The sequence below is a fragment of the Desertimonas flava genome (assembly GCF_003426815.1).
Lineage (GTDB): Bacteria > Actinomycetota > Acidimicrobiia > Acidimicrobiales > Ilumatobacteraceae > Desertimonas > Desertimonas flava.
In genome coordinates this window covers 25,370-39,490 of record NZ_QKYK01000019.1, presented here as the reverse complement: position 1 = coordinate 39,490, position 14,121 = coordinate 25,370, and the positions used below count along the sequence as shown (strand labels likewise).

The following is a 14,121-nucleotide window of genomic DNA, read 5'->3' as shown; positions in this document are numbered from 1 at the left end:
TCCGCGGCGGGAGGTGGGCTCGAGGGTCAGGTCGCAAGCATCAGGTCGAGGCGATCAGGTCGCCAGCATCGGCCGGATCGTCGCGACCAGCCGGGCGAGGTCGTCGATCGTCGCGGCGAGCTCGGGTACATCGGCGAGACCGATCGCCCGGACGATGACGGGAGCGGTACCGGCGAGGACCAGCCGTGAGGCCGCCTGATCGGCCGAGCCGTCGTGCACCCAGAACAGGATGAGGCCCAGGTGGTACAGCCACAGCAGCTCGGGCAGCTCGGACCGCAGTCGGTCGGCGACGGCCGGCGACCCGTCTCCCGTCCGGGCGCCCTCGACGACGTCACGCCAGCCGGCGATCGCCGCCTCACGTGCCGGCGCCGATCGGGAGGAGAACGGGCTGAGGGGGCTCGAGGGATCGGACGCCACGCGGAAGAACTGGGTAGCGAACTGGTGGTACCGGCCGAGGGCGGCGAACCACGAGTCGGCGTGGGCGACGATGCGCTCGGTGAGGTCGGTCAGCCCGGCCAGGCGCTCGGCCGACGCCGCCGCGTGCTCCTCCATCGCCCGGTCGTAGAAGCCCTGGATCAGCTCGTCCTTGGAGGCGAAGTAGTAGTACGCGTTGCCGACCGAGACACCGGCCCGCTCGGCGATCGCCCGCATCGTCGTCGCCTCGAACCCCCGCTCCTCGAAGAGTCCGAGGGCGGCGTCGATGATTGCCGGTTTCGTCTGCCGACGGGCCATCGGCTGCAGGCTACGAGTCACCGACCCGTCCTCGACGGCGCGCTCGGCGGCGTCACCGTCGTCGTTCGGCATCGTCGGCGCAGCCGGCACGGACGAACGGCGGTGGCAGCTGCGGCGGGGGCAGGGCGGGCCCGGTCGCGGGGACCGCTCCCGACAACCGCCGCATCGTCTCGGTCGCGTCCTTCAGGGCGTGGAAGGCGAACCGGCGGCGACCGGCGGCGATGGCGATGGCGGCACGCCGCGTGGGGGCCAGAGCCCAGAGGACGGCGATCCAGGCCTTCTCGCCGGTCAGCACGGCGCCGCTGTCGGTGACCACGGTGATCTCGGCGAGCGTCCGAGCGGCGTCGAGATCGGGGAATCGCCGGGCGGCCTCCGGGCTCCCGGCGGCGACGAATCGCAACGGCACGAGCTGGGGGCGAGACGATGCCCACCGCCGCGCTCGCCGGCAGACCGGGCAGCCAGAGTCGTAGAGCACCGTGAGCTCGCGGGGGCGCAGCACGTCGGCCGGCGCCGAGACCTGGTCGACCTTCATCGCTGTTCGGCAACCGTCGTCCACGCGTCGGGCTGGACGGGCAGTTCGGGGGCATGGTGCAACTCGGCGTTGCGGCGGAAGCGGTTGAAGACGAAGACGTTGGCGAGGTGCACGGTGCCGAGGACGATCGCCACCACACCGACCTTGCGCGACACCAACTCGGTCACCTCGGCCGCCCCGACGATCTCGGTGTCGGTGCGCAGGAAGAGGGCGACGTAGCCCAGGTTGAGCAGGTAGAAGCCGACCACGAGCAGGTGATTGACGGCGTCGGCGAGCGCCTCTCGCCCGGCGAACACCTCGCGCATGAACAGGGCGCCGTGACGGTGGAGGGTTCTCGCCACGTACACGACGAGGGGGACGGTGATGGCGACGTAGAGCAGGTAGGCGACGAACGTGTCGGTCATGGAAGGTCTCCTGTGAGTGGCGTCGAACGACGCGATTTGAACGTGTTCAAGCAATAGTTGAACACGTTCAAATGTTGGTGTCAACCGATTCTCCAGCCGCCGGCGAAAGCTGTCCGATCGGCGCGGGTCGGCGTCCGATCGGCGGTGGCCGGACAGGCGTGCGGGGACGCACGATGGCCCGGTCCCACCGACCCGGCCCACCACGAGCCGGCCCGACCACGAGAGGCCCCATGTTCATCGCCATCCTCGATCTCTGCACCGCCGCCGACGACCGCCCCACCGCCCGGGCCCAACTGCTGGCCGAACGACCGGCCGTGCGAGCGATGCCCGGCTGCATCGACTTCCGAGTGTTCGAGGCTCCCGACGACGACCGCCGCCTCACCGTGCTGCACGAGTGGGCCGACAGGGCCTCGTTCGACGCCTACACGGCGTCGAACGAGTTCGCCCGCTCCGGTGAGGTGATCTTCCCGCTCGTGGCCGAACCGCCCGTCAGCCGGCGCTTCGAGGCCCATCTTCTCGAAGTCGTCGACTGACCAGGATCGGCCGCCGTGCGATGATCCCCGGCGTGACGCCTCCGGCCCACAGCTTCGTGCGCGACTTCGCATCCGCACCCGCCGAGACGTTCCGCGTCGACCACCACTACCTCGTCTGCGTGTCCCGAGGCGTCCTCCGGCTCGAGTCCGGCGGGACGTCCTGGACCCTGCCGCCGGCCCGGGCGGCGATCATCGCCGCCGGGCACCCGGTGGAGATCGCCATCCCGCAGGCGGTCGTGTCGTCGTCGGCGCTCTTCTCCCCCGACTTCGTCGCCGCTCCCCCGGCGCCGCTGGCCGTGTTCGACCTGACCCCACTCGCCCGGGCGCTGATCTCCGAGTGCGGCCGCTGGGGCCCCAACAGCACCTGGTCGGATCACGCCGCGTCGATGTTCCGAGCCCTCGCCGCGTGCTGCTGGGAGCTCGCCACCCGTCCGAGCCCGGCACGCATGCCCGTCGGGCGATCACCCGAAGTTCGCCGGGCGCTGGCCCTGACGGAGGCGACGATCGCCGACGCCCCGAACATCGAGGCGGTCGCCCACGACGTCGGCCTCGCCTCGCGCTCCTTGGCGCGGCGGTTCGAGGACGAGCTCGGCATGACCTGGCGCGCCGCGCTGCGTCGCGCCCGACTGCTGCGCTCGATCGAGCTGCTCGCCGGCGACGAATCACGATCGATCGCGGCGATCGCCATGGACGTCGGCTACTCCTCGCTGTCGGCGTTCAACGCGGCGTTCCGCGACCTCGTCGGCCAGACCCCGTCCGACTACCGCGCCACCTTCCGCCCTTTCTGACGGCGCGCCGGCGCCCGCCGCCGGCGACGTCCCGGAACGACCGGAGGGTATGTACCCGACGCTTCGGTGGGGTAATTACCCTCCGGTTCCACCGCCCGGACCTACGGAGGGGCGACGCCGTCAGGCCGGCTTGGGCTCCTTGGGCAGACCCAGGACGCGCTCGGAGACGATGTTGCGCTGGATCTGGCTCGTGCCGCCCCAGATCGTCTCGGAGCGCGAGAAGAAGAACGTCGAGACCATCGGCGAGACCGGATAGCCCTCACGGCGGCGTTCCCGGAGCGCACCGGGCCACGATCCCGACTCCGGGCCGGCGTTCACGAGCATCGACTCGGCGCCCCAGATGTCGAGGGCCAGCTCCATCGCCCGCTGGTGCATCTCGGACCAGAACATCTTGTTGAGCGCCCCGAGGGCGGCGATCGACGGGTCCTTCACGCCGGCGAGCTGGGTCGACAGGGTGCGCAGCCCGTTGGCCCGCAGGATCTGGATCTTCGTGTAGTACTGCATGAGCCGCTGCCGGATCAGCGGATCGTCGATGGCGCCGTTGCGCTTCGCCTCGGCCACCAGCTGGCGGTACTCCTCCTCGAAGCGGCGATAGCCCGTGGTCGCCGACTGGCCGCGCTCGAACGCAAGCGTCGAGTTGGCGACCTTCCAACCGTTGTTGACGCCGCCGACGACGTTCTCGGCCGGGCAGCGGGCGTCACTGAAGAACACCTCGCAGAACTCGGCCGTGCCGTCGGGCTGGGTGATCCCGCGGACCTCGATCCCGTCCTGCTTCATCGGCACGAGGAGGTAGGAGATGCCCTGGTGCTTCGGCGCGTCGGGATCGGTGCGGGTGAGCAGGAAGCAGTAGTCGGCCACGTATGCCTGGGTGGTCCAGACCTTCTGACCGTTGATCACCCACTCGTCGCCGTCGAGCGTCGCCGTCGTCTTGAGGCTGGCCAGGTCGGACCCCGAGTCGGGCTCGGAGAACCCCTGGCACCAGCGCACCTCACCGCGAAGGATCTGCGGGAGGAACTGCTTCTTCTGCTCCTCGGTCCCCCACTGCAGGATGGTCGGGCCGACGAGCGTGTCACCGAAGAAGTCGGCGCGCATCGGAGCCCGGACACGGGCGAACTCCTCGGCCAGCACGACGCCCTGGAGCGTGGTGAGGCCCTTGCCGCCGTACTCGGTCGGCCAGGTCGCGCAGATCCAACCGCCGCCGTAGAGCTTGCTCGGCCAGGACTGGTTGAAGGACTCCCGCTCCTCAGCCGTCATCTCCAGCGCCTCGCCCCGTTCCGCCGCCTCGACCCAGCCGGCGGGGAGGTTGTCGGCCAGCCAGGAGCGGATCTCGGTGCGGAACGACTCCGCGGCATCGTCGTAGGTCAGCTGCATGCACCCATCATGACTTACCGCCGGGTAACAACGTCAACGCGGGCGATCGACCGGCGGGCGTGACGTGGGTGCGCGGCTATCGCTCGGCGCGCACCACCGGCCGGTCGCCGTCCCACGACACGCGCATGGCGAAGTCGAAGCGGTCGACGTCAGTGCAGACGGCGATGTCGTCGGGATGGGCGTCGGTACCGCCGAGGGCGAGGGTGCGCGCCGCCTCGTGGGTGGCCGCGACCGCCGCGGCGACGGCGGCGGCATCGGCCGGCGCCCCGGTCCGGCGGGCCTCGATGAACTGCGCCGTCAGCAGGTCGTCGTCGCCGGTCAGGTCCGGGCGATCGACGAAGCGGCCGGTGATCACATAGGTCGGCTCGGAGGAGCCGGCCCCGCACAGTGCGGCGGCGGTCGCCGACGCGCAGACGAGGCTCGCACACCACAGCGCCGGCGCGGCGCGGGCGGCGTACACGCCCTGAGTGCCGGCCGACGTGCGCTGGACGACCGTGCGGCCCTCGAGATCCGCGTCGGCGATCAGCACGGGCGAGTTGGAGTAGTCGAAGCCATCGGGCCGGCGGCCGTGCTCCTCGCCCATGACGACCGCGCCGTCGTACTCGCCGCCGAATCGCAGCGCCGCGGCCACCGTGTCGGCGAGCACGATCTGGCGGGCACCGGCGGCGAGGGCGCAGGCCGCGGTGGTGAACGCGCGGATCACGTCGACCGCCACATGCGGTCCATCGGCGTGGCCGAGCTCCCATCGGGCCCGGAATCGTGGTGACGTCACCCCGCACACGAACACGACCGTAGGCGACCCACGCGCACCACGGGACCGCATCGACTGTGCCGGCTCCGACGCAGGTCAGTAGTTTCGGATCATGACGCCCATTGCGTTCCTTGCAGGCGAGTCGCCGAGGCTCGACGGCCACGAAGACCGCGTGGGGCCGGTCGCTCGCTGGTGCTCGCACCTTCGCATCGGAGGACGGACATGACCGGCACGGAGACGACCGGCACGGTCGCTCCCGCTGCGGGGCGTTGGACGGCTCAGTGGAAGGAGTTGTTCGAGGAGGTCATCACGACGGGTTTGTGCACCGGGTGTGCGGCGTGTGTGGTCACGTGTCCCCACGACGTGATCGGCTACGAGCACGAGGAGGGCAAGTACGTCCCGTTCCATCTCGAGGAGGAGCTCGGCCCGGCCAACTGCGTGCACGGGTTCGGCGCGGGCGGGGGCTGCACCACGTGCACGCGGGCGTGCCCGCGGTTCCGTTCGTGGGAACCTGCTGCCGACACCCATCTGTTCGGGCGGGTCCGCGAGCCGGAGGAGATGTCGGGGATCTGGCGTCAGCTGCTGCTCACGCGTGCGGCCGACGAGACCCAGCACGACAAGGGTCAAGACGGCGGCTTCGTCACGGCGATGCTCACGTGGCTGATGGACCACGACTACATCGAAGCGGCGATGGTGTCGGGCGTGGAGGACGACGACGCCTGGAAGGCCAAGCCGGTGTTGGTGCACAACCCCGACGAGGTCATCGCCACCGCCGGGAGCCGCTACACCTACTGCGCCAACCCGCTCGCCCTGCGTCAGGCCAAGGAGGAAGGCCTGTCACGGTTGGCGCTGGTGGGGATGGGCTGCCAGACGTCGTCGCCGCCGACGATGTGGGACCGCAAGGCCGGCAAGGTGTCCAAGCCGTTCGTGTTCAACATCGGCCTGCTGTGCTCGAAGACGTTCGACGACGCGATCTTCCCGGAGCTGTTCGAGGCCAAGTACGGCCTGCGCAAGTCCGAGATGGTGAAGATGAACATCAAGGGCGTGTTCCAGATCTGGATGCGCGACGGGTCGTACCACGAGATCGACCTCAAGGAGTGCCACCAGTGGACGCGGGAGGGCTGCAAGCACTGCCCCGACTTCGCCGCCGAGCACGCCGACATCTCCACCGGAGGCATCGGCAAGGACAACGACTGGACCTTGACGATCGTGCGTACCGAGCTCGGCGAGGAAGTGATCAACCGCATGATCGCCGACGGCACGATCGTCGCCCGTCCCGCGCAAGAAGACGAGGTGGCGATGAAGCTGCTGCGCACCCTGTCGATCGTCTCACGGCGACGCTGGCCCAAAGACGCCGACCCCGCCCCCACCGTCGGCGTCCCGCCACCCAAGAAGAAGGCGGCAGCGCCGGCACCAGCCCCCGCCGGCTGACGCAACCTCCGAGACCCGTCACCCGCTCGGCGGGTAACAGATGGTGCCTGGCACCATCTGTTACCGGTCAGCGGCTGCCGGGTTCGGTGGTGGCAGCCGGCTCGGTGTCGTCGGCCTCGGTCGACTCGGCGGCCGAGTCCTCGGTCTCGGTGCCCTCGACGGCGCTCGACTCGACGTCACTCGACCCGGCGGCCGAGGCATCGGTGGCGCCGTCCCGGCACGACTCGAGATCGGCGACGAACGCCTGCCACCGCTCGCCGCCCGTGGCGCCCTCGGCGTCCCAGTCGACGTTCTTGTTCTCTTCGTTGATCGCCTCGAGGTCCTCGCTGGAGTAGTTCTCCTCGAGGGTCTCGAGCATGCACGCCCGCTCGTCGTCGGTCAGGCCTTCGACGGTCTCGATGATGTCCTCGGCCATGCGACGGTTGCTCGGCGTGCTCGTGCCGCACGCCGACAGCCCGAGCACCCCGACGACGACCGTGGCGAGTGCGGTAACGGGAAGGCGGCGGCCGAAATTCACAAGGATGGGAGGCTAACGGGGCATCGGCTGGGTTCCCCGGCGATGCAGGCCTCGCGGGCGGCTCGGTATCGTGAGCGCCTGGTCCTACGATGAGCCCCTCGACCCGATCCTCCCGATCCTCGACGTCCGGCGGGCGCCGCCGCGGCCCCGACCGGCATCCCCGGCCCACCACCGTGCTGCTGGTGCGGCACGGCAAGACGTCCACCACCGGCACGCTCCTGCCCGGGCGGGCGCCCGGGCTGCATCTCGACGACACCGGACGCAGCCAGGCCGATCGAGCCGCCGAACTGATCGGCGAGCTGCCCGCCGTCGCCGCCGTCTACACGTCGCCGCTCGAGCGGGCCCGCGAGACCGCGGCGCCCATCGGCTCGGCCGTCGGTCTGCGACCGAAGGTCGACAAGGGCCTGCTCGAGTGCGACTTCGGCGAGTGGACCGGCAAGGAGCTGAAGGCCTTGATGAAGCTGCCCGAATGGCAGCTCGTGCAACGTGCCCCGTCGAGCTTCCGCTTCCCCGGCGGTGAGAGCTTCACCGAGATGCAGGTGCGCATCGTGTCCACGCTCGACCGTCTGCGGGCCGCCCACCCCGGCGAGGTCATCGTCTGCGTGTCGCACGCCGATCCGATCAAGGCCGCCGTCGCCCACGCCCTCGGCACCCATCTCGATCTCTTCCAGCGCATCGTCATCAGCACGTGCGCGGTGAGCGCGCTGTCGTGGTCGGTGGCCGGCCCGATCGCCCTCACCGTCAACACCACCGGCCGCTCGTTGAAGGACCTGGCCCCCTCATGAGCGCGTTCGTGGAGTTCGACGATGTCGACGAGTTCTCGGCCAGCGTCGTCGGCCAACCCGGCTCGCGGGTCTTCTTCCTCAACGCCCGCTCCGGGCCGCACCGTGTGACGGTCCGCTGCGAGAAGCAGCAGGTGAAGGCGATCGCCATGTACCTGCGCCACGTGCTGAGCGACCTGCCGCCGCCCGAGCACCGGCCGATGGCCACGCCGATCGAGTCGGCGCCGACAGGCGATCCGCTGTTCGTCCTCGGGCCGATCGGGCTCGGCTACGACCGGCGTAACGACCGCCTGCTGGTCCAGCTCGAGGAGATGCTCGAGAGCGACGCAGCCGGCGACGACGACGAGGCCGAGGCCGAGACCCCCGACCGCGGCCACATCCGCTTCTACGTGACGCGTAGCCAGGCCGACGCCTTCTGCGACCACGCCGACGTCCTCGTCGCCGCCGGCCGTCCGTCGTGCACGTGGTGCGGCAACCCGATCGATCCCGCCGGCCACGCCTGCCCCCGCATGAACTGAGAGCCTGTCGTGTTCAGCGAGCGCAGCGAGCGTCCCGGAGTTCGAGCGGCCAAGGGCCGCGGCGCGCCAGCTGCCGAGGCTTCAGTCGAGCCGACTTGTCGGCGGGCCGTTCGCGCGGCCTGCGTGGCCACTGAGCTTCAGCGAATCGCTTGTACTGAGCTTCAGCGAATCGCTTGTACTGAGCTTCAGCGAATCGCTTGTAGGGAACGCTCGTGATGGATTCTGGCGTGCCGGTGCAGATCCCCGCGGCGATTCCCACCGGCGCGGCAGAGCACCTGGCCACCGCCGAGGTCACGCTCCTCGGTCGGATGCCGAACGCCAGCAACGCCACGTTCCTCGTGCGCCTCGATCCGGCCGGCACCGAGCTGCCCGACGACGAGAACGAGCGCGCCCAACCGCTGGGGCTCGCCATCTACAAGCCACTGCGCGGTGAACGGCCGCTGTGGGACTTCCCGCCCGGCCTCCATCGCCGTGAGGTCGCCGCCTACCGGCTGAGCCACGCCGCCGGACTCCACGTCGTGCCGCCGACGGTCCTGCGCACCGACGCTCCCCTCGGTGAGGGCTCGCTGCAGTGGTTCGTCAACGCCGATTTCGCCGAGCACTTCTTCTCCCTGTTCGAGCAACGGCCGCAGCTCCACGACCAGTTCCGGGCGCTCGCCGCGTTCGACGTGATCGTCAACAACACCGACCGCAAGAGCGGTCACTGCCTGTTCGAGCCGGCCACCGAGCAGGTGTGGGGCATCGACAACGGTCTGTGCTTCTCCGAGGACGCCCGCCTCCGCACGGTGATCTGGAACTTCGCCGGCGAGCCGCTCGGGGACACCCTGCGCGCCGTCGCCGCGGCCATCGCCGACGAGGTCCCCGACGACGTCGCCGAGCTGCTCGACGACGACGAGGTGGAGGCGATGCAGGAACGAGCGGCCGAACTGACCGACGAGGGGATCTTTCCGTTCGACCGGTCGGGCCACGGCTACCCGTGGCCGTTGATCTGAGCGCACCGGCGTGAGCGGCATCGATGACGACGCCGTTCGGGGCGGGGACGACCTGGCCGACGTCGACGAGCGCCTCGACGAGCTGATCCATCGGGCCGACCTCGACGGCCTCGTCCGGCTCATCGACGATCGGACGGCGTCGCGGGACTGGCCGGGGCTACGCCGGTGTCGCGACCGCGCTCGGCAGGCCGTCGTCACCGGCCGCCAGGTGTGGCCCGCCGCCACACTCGCCGAGTACCGACTCGCGCTGGTGGCGCCGGCCGAGTGGGCGGCCGGAGTCATCGACGACGACGCCGGGCGATTCACGATCGGACCGCTCAGCGAGGTGATCGCCCAGCACCACACGTTCGTCGAGCTGGCGCCCCACGTCTCGGGACCGGCCGCCAGCCTGATCGCCCACGAGCGGGCGCTGCGGGGCGAGGACGTGACCACTGCCGTGGGACGCCTGCCGAACGCGCTGGAGCTCCCGTACGGCGTCGCCGACTGGGAACCGGCGTATCCGCTGGCCACCTACTCCGACGACGGCGTCGACGCCCCGGCCCCTCCGCTGCCCGACCCCGCCGGGATGCTGCGCGACGCCACGACGGCGCCGGCCGAGCGGCTCGACGACCCGCCCGTGGAGCTGGCCGTGCGTCAGCTCCTCGAGGCCTGGACGGCCCGGTCGAACGGGCGGGCCGAGATGGCCAGCGTCGTCGGCGACGCCGGGAGCGCACTCCACGCCCTCGGCCTGACGAGGAGTTCGCTCACGCCGCTGAGCCTGTCCGACGCGATGGCCTGGCTGGCGTGGGCCGGCGCCTCGGGCGGTGCCCACGGACGCCGCCGCGGCGCCGCCCTCGGGCGGTTCGGGGCGCTGTGGACCCTCGCCACGCTGCTCGACGTGGTCGACGAGTGGCCGGTCCCGCTCGACGAGCTCGGCGAGCTCGCCGGCGACCTGTGCTGGTACTGGTGGGACGCCGGCGAACCGGCGACCGGGTGGCGCCTGCAGCTGGCCATCGAGGACCGGGCCGAAGGCATCGCCTGGGCCATCTCCGCCCGCGACGACGCCTGAGCCGTCACGAATCTGGGGCCCGATCGTGCCAAAACGCGACCTGGGGCCGGATCGTGACGGAAATCGTCACGATCCGGCCCCAGATCCAGAAGATGTTCAGCGGGCCTGGAGCGCCTCGAGGAGCTTGGGCAGCACCTTGTGCACGTCACCGACGATGCCGAGGTCGGCGACACCGAAGATCGGCGCCTCCTTGTCCTTGTTGATCGCGATGATGTTCTTCGAGCCCTTCATGCCGACCATGTGCTGGGTCGCACCGGAGATGCCGGCGGCGATGTACACGGTGGGCTTGACGACCTTGCCGGTCTGGCCGACCTGGTAGCTGTAGGGCACCCAGCCGGCGTCGACGATCGCACGCGACGCACCGGGCGCACCCTTGAGCTGCTTGGCCAGGGCCTCGATGAGCTCGAACTTGCCGGCCTCGCCGAGACCGCGACCGCCCGACACGACGACGTTGGCCTCGTCGAGCTTGGGGCCGGTGGTCTCCTCGACGTGCACGGCCTCGACCTTGGCACCGCCGGTCGCCCCCAGATCGGGGATGGGAGCCGCGACCACCTCGGCCGCCGCGCCACCGGCCGACTCGGCCGCGAAGCTCTTGGGGCGGAACGCCAGCAGGTACGGGCCCTCGCCGGTGAACGTCGTGGTGACGTTCTGCGTGCCGCCGAAGACCGGCGTCGTCGCCTTGACCGAGTCGCCCTCGATCGCGAGGTCGACGTTGTTCGTCAGCACGCTGCGGTCGAGCTTGACCGACAGGCGGCTGACGACGTCACGTCCGACGTAGTCCTGTGGGAACAGGAAGACGTCGGGCTTGTCGCCGCCGTCGATGACGGCCTTGATCGCCGAGGCGACCGCGGCGCCGGGCAGGTTGCCGGCGAGGTCGCCCGTCGCGTACACCTTCGTCGCCCCGTACTCACCGAGCGCGCCGGCCACGTCGGCGGCATCGCCGACGTAGAACGCCGTGACCGTGCCGCCGTTCCCGGCGACGAGCGAGCGGGCCTTGGTGAGCAGTTCGAGCGTCGCCGAGGTCGGCGCACCGTTGGCGCCCTGCGCCAGAACCCAGATGGATGAAAGAGCCATGTTGTTCGTCGTTCCTTGTCGTCTCTGCGTCGTCTCTGCGTCGTCTCTGCGTCGTCTCGGTGCTCAGATGACCTTGAGACCGTCGAGGAAGTCGACGATCTTCAGATGGGCTTCGCCGTCGTCCTCGATCACCTCACCGGCGGCCCGAGCGGGCGCCGCGGCGACGTCGACGATCTGCTGGCCGGCGCCGGCCCAGCCGACCGGCGTGACGCCGAGGTCGGCGGCGGTGACCGTCTCGACCGGCTTCGACTTGGCGGCCATGATGCCCTTGAAGCTCGGGTAGCGGGGCTCCACCACACCGGCCGTCACGCTGACCACGGCAGGCAGCGTCGAGGTGACCTCGTCGTAGCCGGCCTCGGTCTGGCGGTTGACCTTCAGCGTGCCGCCGTCGACGGCCACCGACTTGGCGAACGTGATCGACGGCAGACCGAGGATCTCGGCGATCTGCTCGGGAACGGTGCCCGTGTAGCCGTCGCTCGACTCGGTGCCGGCGATGATCAGATCGGCCTCGCCGAGGCGCTTGGTCGCCGCGGCGAGCACCTTGGCGGTCGTCAGGGCGTCGGAGCCGGCGAGCTCGGGGTCGGACACGAGCACGGCCTTGGCCGCCCCCATCGCCAGCGCGGTGCGCAGACCGGACACCTCTCCGTTGGGCGCCATCGACACGAGGCTCACCTCACCGCCGCCCGCGGCGTCGACGAGCTGCAGCGCCATCTCGACCCCGTACATGTCGGATTCGTCGAGGATCAGCTTGCCGTCACGCTTGAGCGTGTTGTCGGCCGGGTTCAATTCCCCCGGAACGGCCGGGTCAGGGATCTGCTTCGCACAGACGATGACGTTCATGACGCGCCATTGTTACCGGCGAGTATCCACCGGGCAACACTGGACGCACCGCGACGACGGGTGTCACTCCAGTACCGTCGGGGCTCTTGCGCATTCTGCTCGTGGTCAATTCGTTCGCAACGTCCGTGACGGCGCGCAACACCGTGGTGATCCAGCGCCGGCTCTCGCGCCATCACGAGGTGGAGGTGGTCGAGACCAATCGCCGGGGACACGCCACGCGTTTCGCGGCCGATGCCGCCCGCCGTGGGATCGACGTCGTCGTCGGGTTCGGCGGCGACGGCACGCTCAACGAGGTCGCCACCGGGATCGCCGGGACCGACACGGCGCTCGGCGTGCTCCCCGGCGGTTCGACGAACGTGTTCGCGCGCACGATCGGCTTGCCCAACGACCCGGCGGCCGCGGTCGATCTGCTGGCCAACGGGATCGACGCCGCGGCGTTCCAGGCAATCGGTCTCGGTCGGGTCAACGGTCGGTTCTTCTGCTTCCACACCGGCGTCGGCTACGACGCTGCCGTCGTGGCCGCCGTCGAGAAGCGGGCCTCCCTCAAGCGATGGCTCGGCCATCCACTGTTCATCACTGCCGCGCTGAGCACCTGGGCGCGCGGCTACGACCGGCGCACGCCGCACTTCCGCGTCGAGACGGCGAACGGCACCATCGACGACGGCTTCTTCACGATCGTGCTCAACACCAACCCTTACACATACCTCGGGAACCGGCCGCTCGACCTGTCGTCGGCGGCCACTCTCGACCGCGGACTGGTCGCCGTCACCTTCCGCACGATGCGCGCGACGGCGATCCTGTCGGGCTTGGCCGGGGCGCTGCGAGGCGGCGGTGTGAAGCCGTCAGCGACGCTCGACGAGCAGATCGACCTCGATCACCTGACCATCGAGCACGACACCCCGTTCCCGTACCAGCTCGACGGCGACTACCTCGGCGACACGACGAAGCTCGAGTTCCAGCACGTCCCCGCGGCGGTGCGGCTCGTCATTCCGTGCTGAGCACGGCGAGAACATCGGCAGGAATATCGGTACAGATGCCGTCGATGCCCCACGCCGCCAGTTCGGCGGCGCGGGCGGCGTCGTTGCACGTCCACGTGTTCACACGGAGCCCGGCGGCGTGACAGCGCTCGATCGTCGCCGCATCGACGGTCGGGTCCCACGGGTGGATCGCTGGGTGCCCGCGCTCGCTGACATCGGCCACTTCGGCATCGTCCACGGCGCCGGCGGTCAGCCACGCCGTGGCGATGTTCGGGTCGACGGCGCGGCACCGATCGACCGTCTCGATGCGGAACGACGAGATCAGCCACGTGGACGCCGGCTCGTGCCGCGCGGCGAGCAGCTCCATCACGGCCTCGGCGACCGCCTCGTCCCGGTCGAAATCCGGTTCTTGTGCGTCATTCTTGATCTCGATGTTGACGAACGCGCCGGCGCAGGCGTCGAGCGCGGCGGGGAGATCAGGAAGCCAGTCCGGCAGGTCGCCCCGGAGGCACTCGACGATCGCCCGGCCGTCGGGCAGATGCGCGTCATGGTGCACAACCAACGCCCCGTCCGCCGACCGGCGCGCGTCGAGCTCGATTCCCGACGCTCCGATTTCCACGGCAGCATGGAAAGCTTCGACCGTGTTTTCCCGCATGGTGAGATGTAAGCCGCGGTGCGCGATGACGTCTGTCACGTCGGCAGGCTAGCCCTTGTCAAGTGCCTGAATCGTGGCCTAACTTCCGTTGAACAAGACCGAATGCGTCTCGCCGACGGATCGGTCGCGGGGTGGAACGGTGCGGACGAACCGCCCCTCCGCCAGTCCGTCTCAGG

The 14,121-nt window shown here is 70.2% G+C and carries 17 protein-coding genes; 8 read left to right on the top strand and 9 right to left on the bottom strand.

What is annotated here, in order from left to right:
• Positions 1-54: 54 nt before the first annotated feature.
• The 3 genes from DN771_RS19270 to DN771_RS19260 are packed head-to-tail and all read right to left on the bottom strand — an operon-like array spanning position 55 to position 1,668.
• The gene (locus tag DN771_RS19270) at positions 55-804 is read right to left on the bottom strand and encodes a TetR/AcrR family transcriptional regulator (RefSeq protein WP_205528664.1); all 750 of its coding nucleotides are present in this window, start codon (positions 802-804) and stop codon (positions 55-57) included.
• On the bottom strand, positions 785-1,264 hold the full coding sequence (locus DN771_RS19265; protein WP_116999188.1) for a DCC1-like thiol-disulfide oxidoreductase family protein: 480 nt from the start codon (positions 1,262-1,264) through the stop codon (positions 785-787). The genes DN771_RS19270 and DN771_RS19265 overlap by 20 nt, the downstream gene beginning before the upstream one ends.
• Positions 1,261-1,668 carry a hypothetical protein gene (locus tag DN771_RS19260; RefSeq protein WP_116999187.1) on the bottom strand — a complete coding sequence of 136 codons (408 nt, stop codon included), beginning with the start codon at positions 1,666-1,668 and terminating at the stop codon, positions 1,261-1,263. The genes DN771_RS19265 and DN771_RS19260 overlap by 4 nt, the downstream gene beginning before the upstream one ends.
• 230 nt (positions 1,669-1,898) lie before the next feature.
• Here DN771_RS19260 and DN771_RS19255 point away from each other — a divergent pair, with 230 nt between their 5' ends.
• Both DN771_RS19255 and DN771_RS19250 read left to right on the top strand, forming a co-directional pair.
• On the top strand, positions 1,899-2,201 hold the full coding sequence (locus DN771_RS19255; protein WP_116999186.1) for a putative quinol monooxygenase: 303 nt from the start codon (positions 1,899-1,901) through the stop codon (positions 2,199-2,201).
• 32 nt (positions 2,202-2,233) lie between these two features.
• Positions 2,234-2,989, top strand: coding sequence for a helix-turn-helix domain-containing protein (locus DN771_RS19250; RefSeq protein WP_116999244.1), 756 nt, complete (start codon positions 2,234-2,236; stop codon positions 2,987-2,989).
• A gap of 120 nt (positions 2,990-3,109) precedes the next feature.
• On the opposite strand, the gene DN771_RS19245 is transcribed toward DN771_RS19250, so the two are convergent.
• Both DN771_RS19245 and DN771_RS19240 read right to left on the bottom strand, forming a co-directional pair.
• Positions 3,110-4,360 carry an acyl-CoA dehydrogenase family protein gene (locus DN771_RS19245; protein ID WP_116999185.1) on the bottom strand — a complete coding sequence of 417 codons (1,251 nt, stop codon included), beginning with the start codon at positions 4,358-4,360 and terminating at the stop codon, positions 3,110-3,112.
• A 76-nt stretch (positions 4,361-4,436) separates the two neighbouring features.
• Positions 4,437-5,132 carry a 2-phosphosulfolactate phosphatase gene (locus DN771_RS19240; protein WP_162942146.1) on the bottom strand — a complete coding sequence of 232 codons (696 nt, stop codon included), beginning with the start codon at positions 5,130-5,132 and terminating at the stop codon, positions 4,437-4,439.
• A gap of 201 nt (positions 5,133-5,333) precedes the next feature.
• Between DN771_RS19240 and DN771_RS19235 the strand changes: the two genes are divergently transcribed.
• Positions 5,334-6,542 carry a Coenzyme F420 hydrogenase/dehydrogenase, beta subunit C-terminal domain gene (locus tag DN771_RS19235; protein WP_116999183.1) on the top strand — a complete coding sequence of 403 codons (1,209 nt, stop codon included), beginning with the start codon at positions 5,334-5,336 and terminating at the stop codon, positions 6,540-6,542.
• A gap of 67 nt (positions 6,543-6,609) precedes the next feature.
• Here DN771_RS19235 and DN771_RS19230 read toward each other — a convergent pair whose 3' ends face one another.
• Positions 6,610-7,059: a hypothetical protein gene (locus DN771_RS19230; RefSeq protein WP_116999182.1), complete on the bottom strand. Its 450-nt coding sequence runs from the start codon at positions 7,057-7,059 to the stop codon at positions 6,610-6,612.
• A gap of 89 nt (positions 7,060-7,148) precedes the next feature.
• On the opposite strand from DN771_RS19230, the gene DN771_RS19225 reads away from it, so the two are divergent.
• The 4 genes from DN771_RS19225 (at position 7,149) to DN771_RS19210 (ending at position 10,399) form a co-directional block, all read left to right on the top strand.
• Entirely contained in the window at positions 7,149-7,844 is a 696-nt protein-coding gene (locus tag DN771_RS19225) for an MSMEG_4193 family putative phosphomutase (protein WP_116999181.1), read from the top strand.
• On the top strand, positions 7,841-8,359 hold the full coding sequence (locus DN771_RS19220) for a DUF3090 family protein (RefSeq protein ID WP_116999180.1): 519 nt from the start codon (positions 7,841-7,843) through the stop codon (positions 8,357-8,359). Before DN771_RS19225 ends, DN771_RS19220 begins: the two co-directional genes overlap by 4 nt.
• A gap of 215 nt (positions 8,360-8,574) precedes the next feature.
• Positions 8,575-9,351: an SCO1664 family protein gene (locus tag DN771_RS19215; RefSeq protein WP_116999179.1), complete on the top strand. Its 777-nt coding sequence runs from the start codon at positions 8,575-8,577 to the stop codon at positions 9,349-9,351.
• A gap of 10 nt (positions 9,352-9,361) precedes the next feature.
• Positions 9,362-10,399 carry a hypothetical protein gene (locus DN771_RS19210; protein WP_116999178.1) on the top strand — a complete coding sequence of 346 codons (1,038 nt, stop codon included), beginning with the start codon at positions 9,362-9,364 and terminating at the stop codon, positions 10,397-10,399.
• Positions 10,400-10,495: 96 nt separating this feature from the next.
• Here DN771_RS19210 and DN771_RS19205 read toward each other — a convergent pair whose 3' ends face one another.
• Positions 10,496-11,473, bottom strand: coding sequence for an electron transfer flavoprotein subunit alpha/FixB family protein (locus DN771_RS19205; protein WP_116999177.1), 978 nt, complete (start codon positions 11,471-11,473; stop codon positions 10,496-10,498).
• A 63-nt stretch (positions 11,474-11,536) separates the two neighbouring features.
• On the bottom strand, positions 11,537-12,313 hold the full coding sequence (locus DN771_RS19200) for an electron transfer flavoprotein subunit beta/FixA family protein (RefSeq protein WP_116999176.1): 777 nt from the start codon (positions 12,311-12,313) through the stop codon (positions 11,537-11,539).
• An 86-nt stretch (positions 12,314-12,399) separates the two neighbouring features.
• On the opposite strand from DN771_RS19200, the gene DN771_RS19195 reads away from it, so the two are divergent.
• Positions 12,400-13,311, top strand: coding sequence for a diacylglycerol/lipid kinase family protein (locus DN771_RS19195; RefSeq protein WP_162942145.1), 912 nt, complete (start codon positions 12,400-12,402; stop codon positions 13,309-13,311).
• Here the strand turns inward: DN771_RS19195 and DN771_RS19190 are convergent.
• Positions 13,298-13,984, bottom strand: a complete 687-nt coding sequence (locus DN771_RS19190) for a glycerophosphodiester phosphodiesterase (protein WP_116999174.1) — start codon at positions 13,982-13,984, stop codon at positions 13,298-13,300. The two genes, DN771_RS19195 and DN771_RS19190, sit on opposite strands and share 14 nt — an antisense overlap.
• Positions 13,985-14,121 lie beyond the last annotated feature (137 nt).

Bases quoted from the DNA above. Each gene is read 5' to 3' on its own strand.
- DN771_RS19270 (WP_205528664.1), bottom strand. From the start codon at position 804: ATGCCGAACGACGACGGTGACGCCGCCGAGCGCGCCGTCGAGGACGGG.
- DN771_RS19205 (WP_116999177.1), bottom strand. From the start codon at position 11,473: ATGGCTCTTTCATCCATCTGGGTTCTGGCGCAGGGCGCCAACGGTGCG.
- DN771_RS19235 (WP_116999183.1), top strand. From the start codon at position 5,334: ATGACCGGCACGGAGACGACCGGCACGGTCGCTCCCGCTGCGGGGCGT.
- DN771_RS19255 (WP_116999186.1), top strand. From the start codon at position 1,899: ATGTTCATCGCCATCCTCGATCTCTGCACCGCCGCCGACGACCGCCCC.
- DN771_RS19265 (WP_116999188.1), bottom strand. From the start codon at position 1,264: ATGAAGGTCGACCAGGTCTCGGCGCCGGCCGACGTGCTGCGCCCCCGC.
- DN771_RS19245 (WP_116999185.1), bottom strand. From the start codon at position 4,360: ATGCAGCTGACCTACGACGATGCCGCGGAGTCGTTCCGCACCGAGATC.
- DN771_RS19225 (WP_116999181.1), top strand. From the start codon at position 7,149: ATGAGCCCCTCGACCCGATCCTCCCGATCCTCGACGTCCGGCGGGCGC.
- DN771_RS19200 (WP_116999176.1), bottom strand. From the start codon at position 12,313: ATGAACGTCATCGTCTGTGCGAAGCAGATCCCTGACCCGGCCGTTCCG.
- DN771_RS19260 (WP_116999187.1), bottom strand. From the start codon at position 1,668: ATGACCGACACGTTCGTCGCCTACCTGCTCTACGTCGCCATCACCGTC.
- DN771_RS19220 (WP_116999180.1), top strand. From the start codon at position 7,841: ATGAGCGCGTTCGTGGAGTTCGACGATGTCGACGAGTTCTCGGCCAGC.
- DN771_RS19215 (WP_116999179.1), top strand. From the start codon at position 8,575: ATGGATTCTGGCGTGCCGGTGCAGATCCCCGCGGCGATTCCCACCGGC.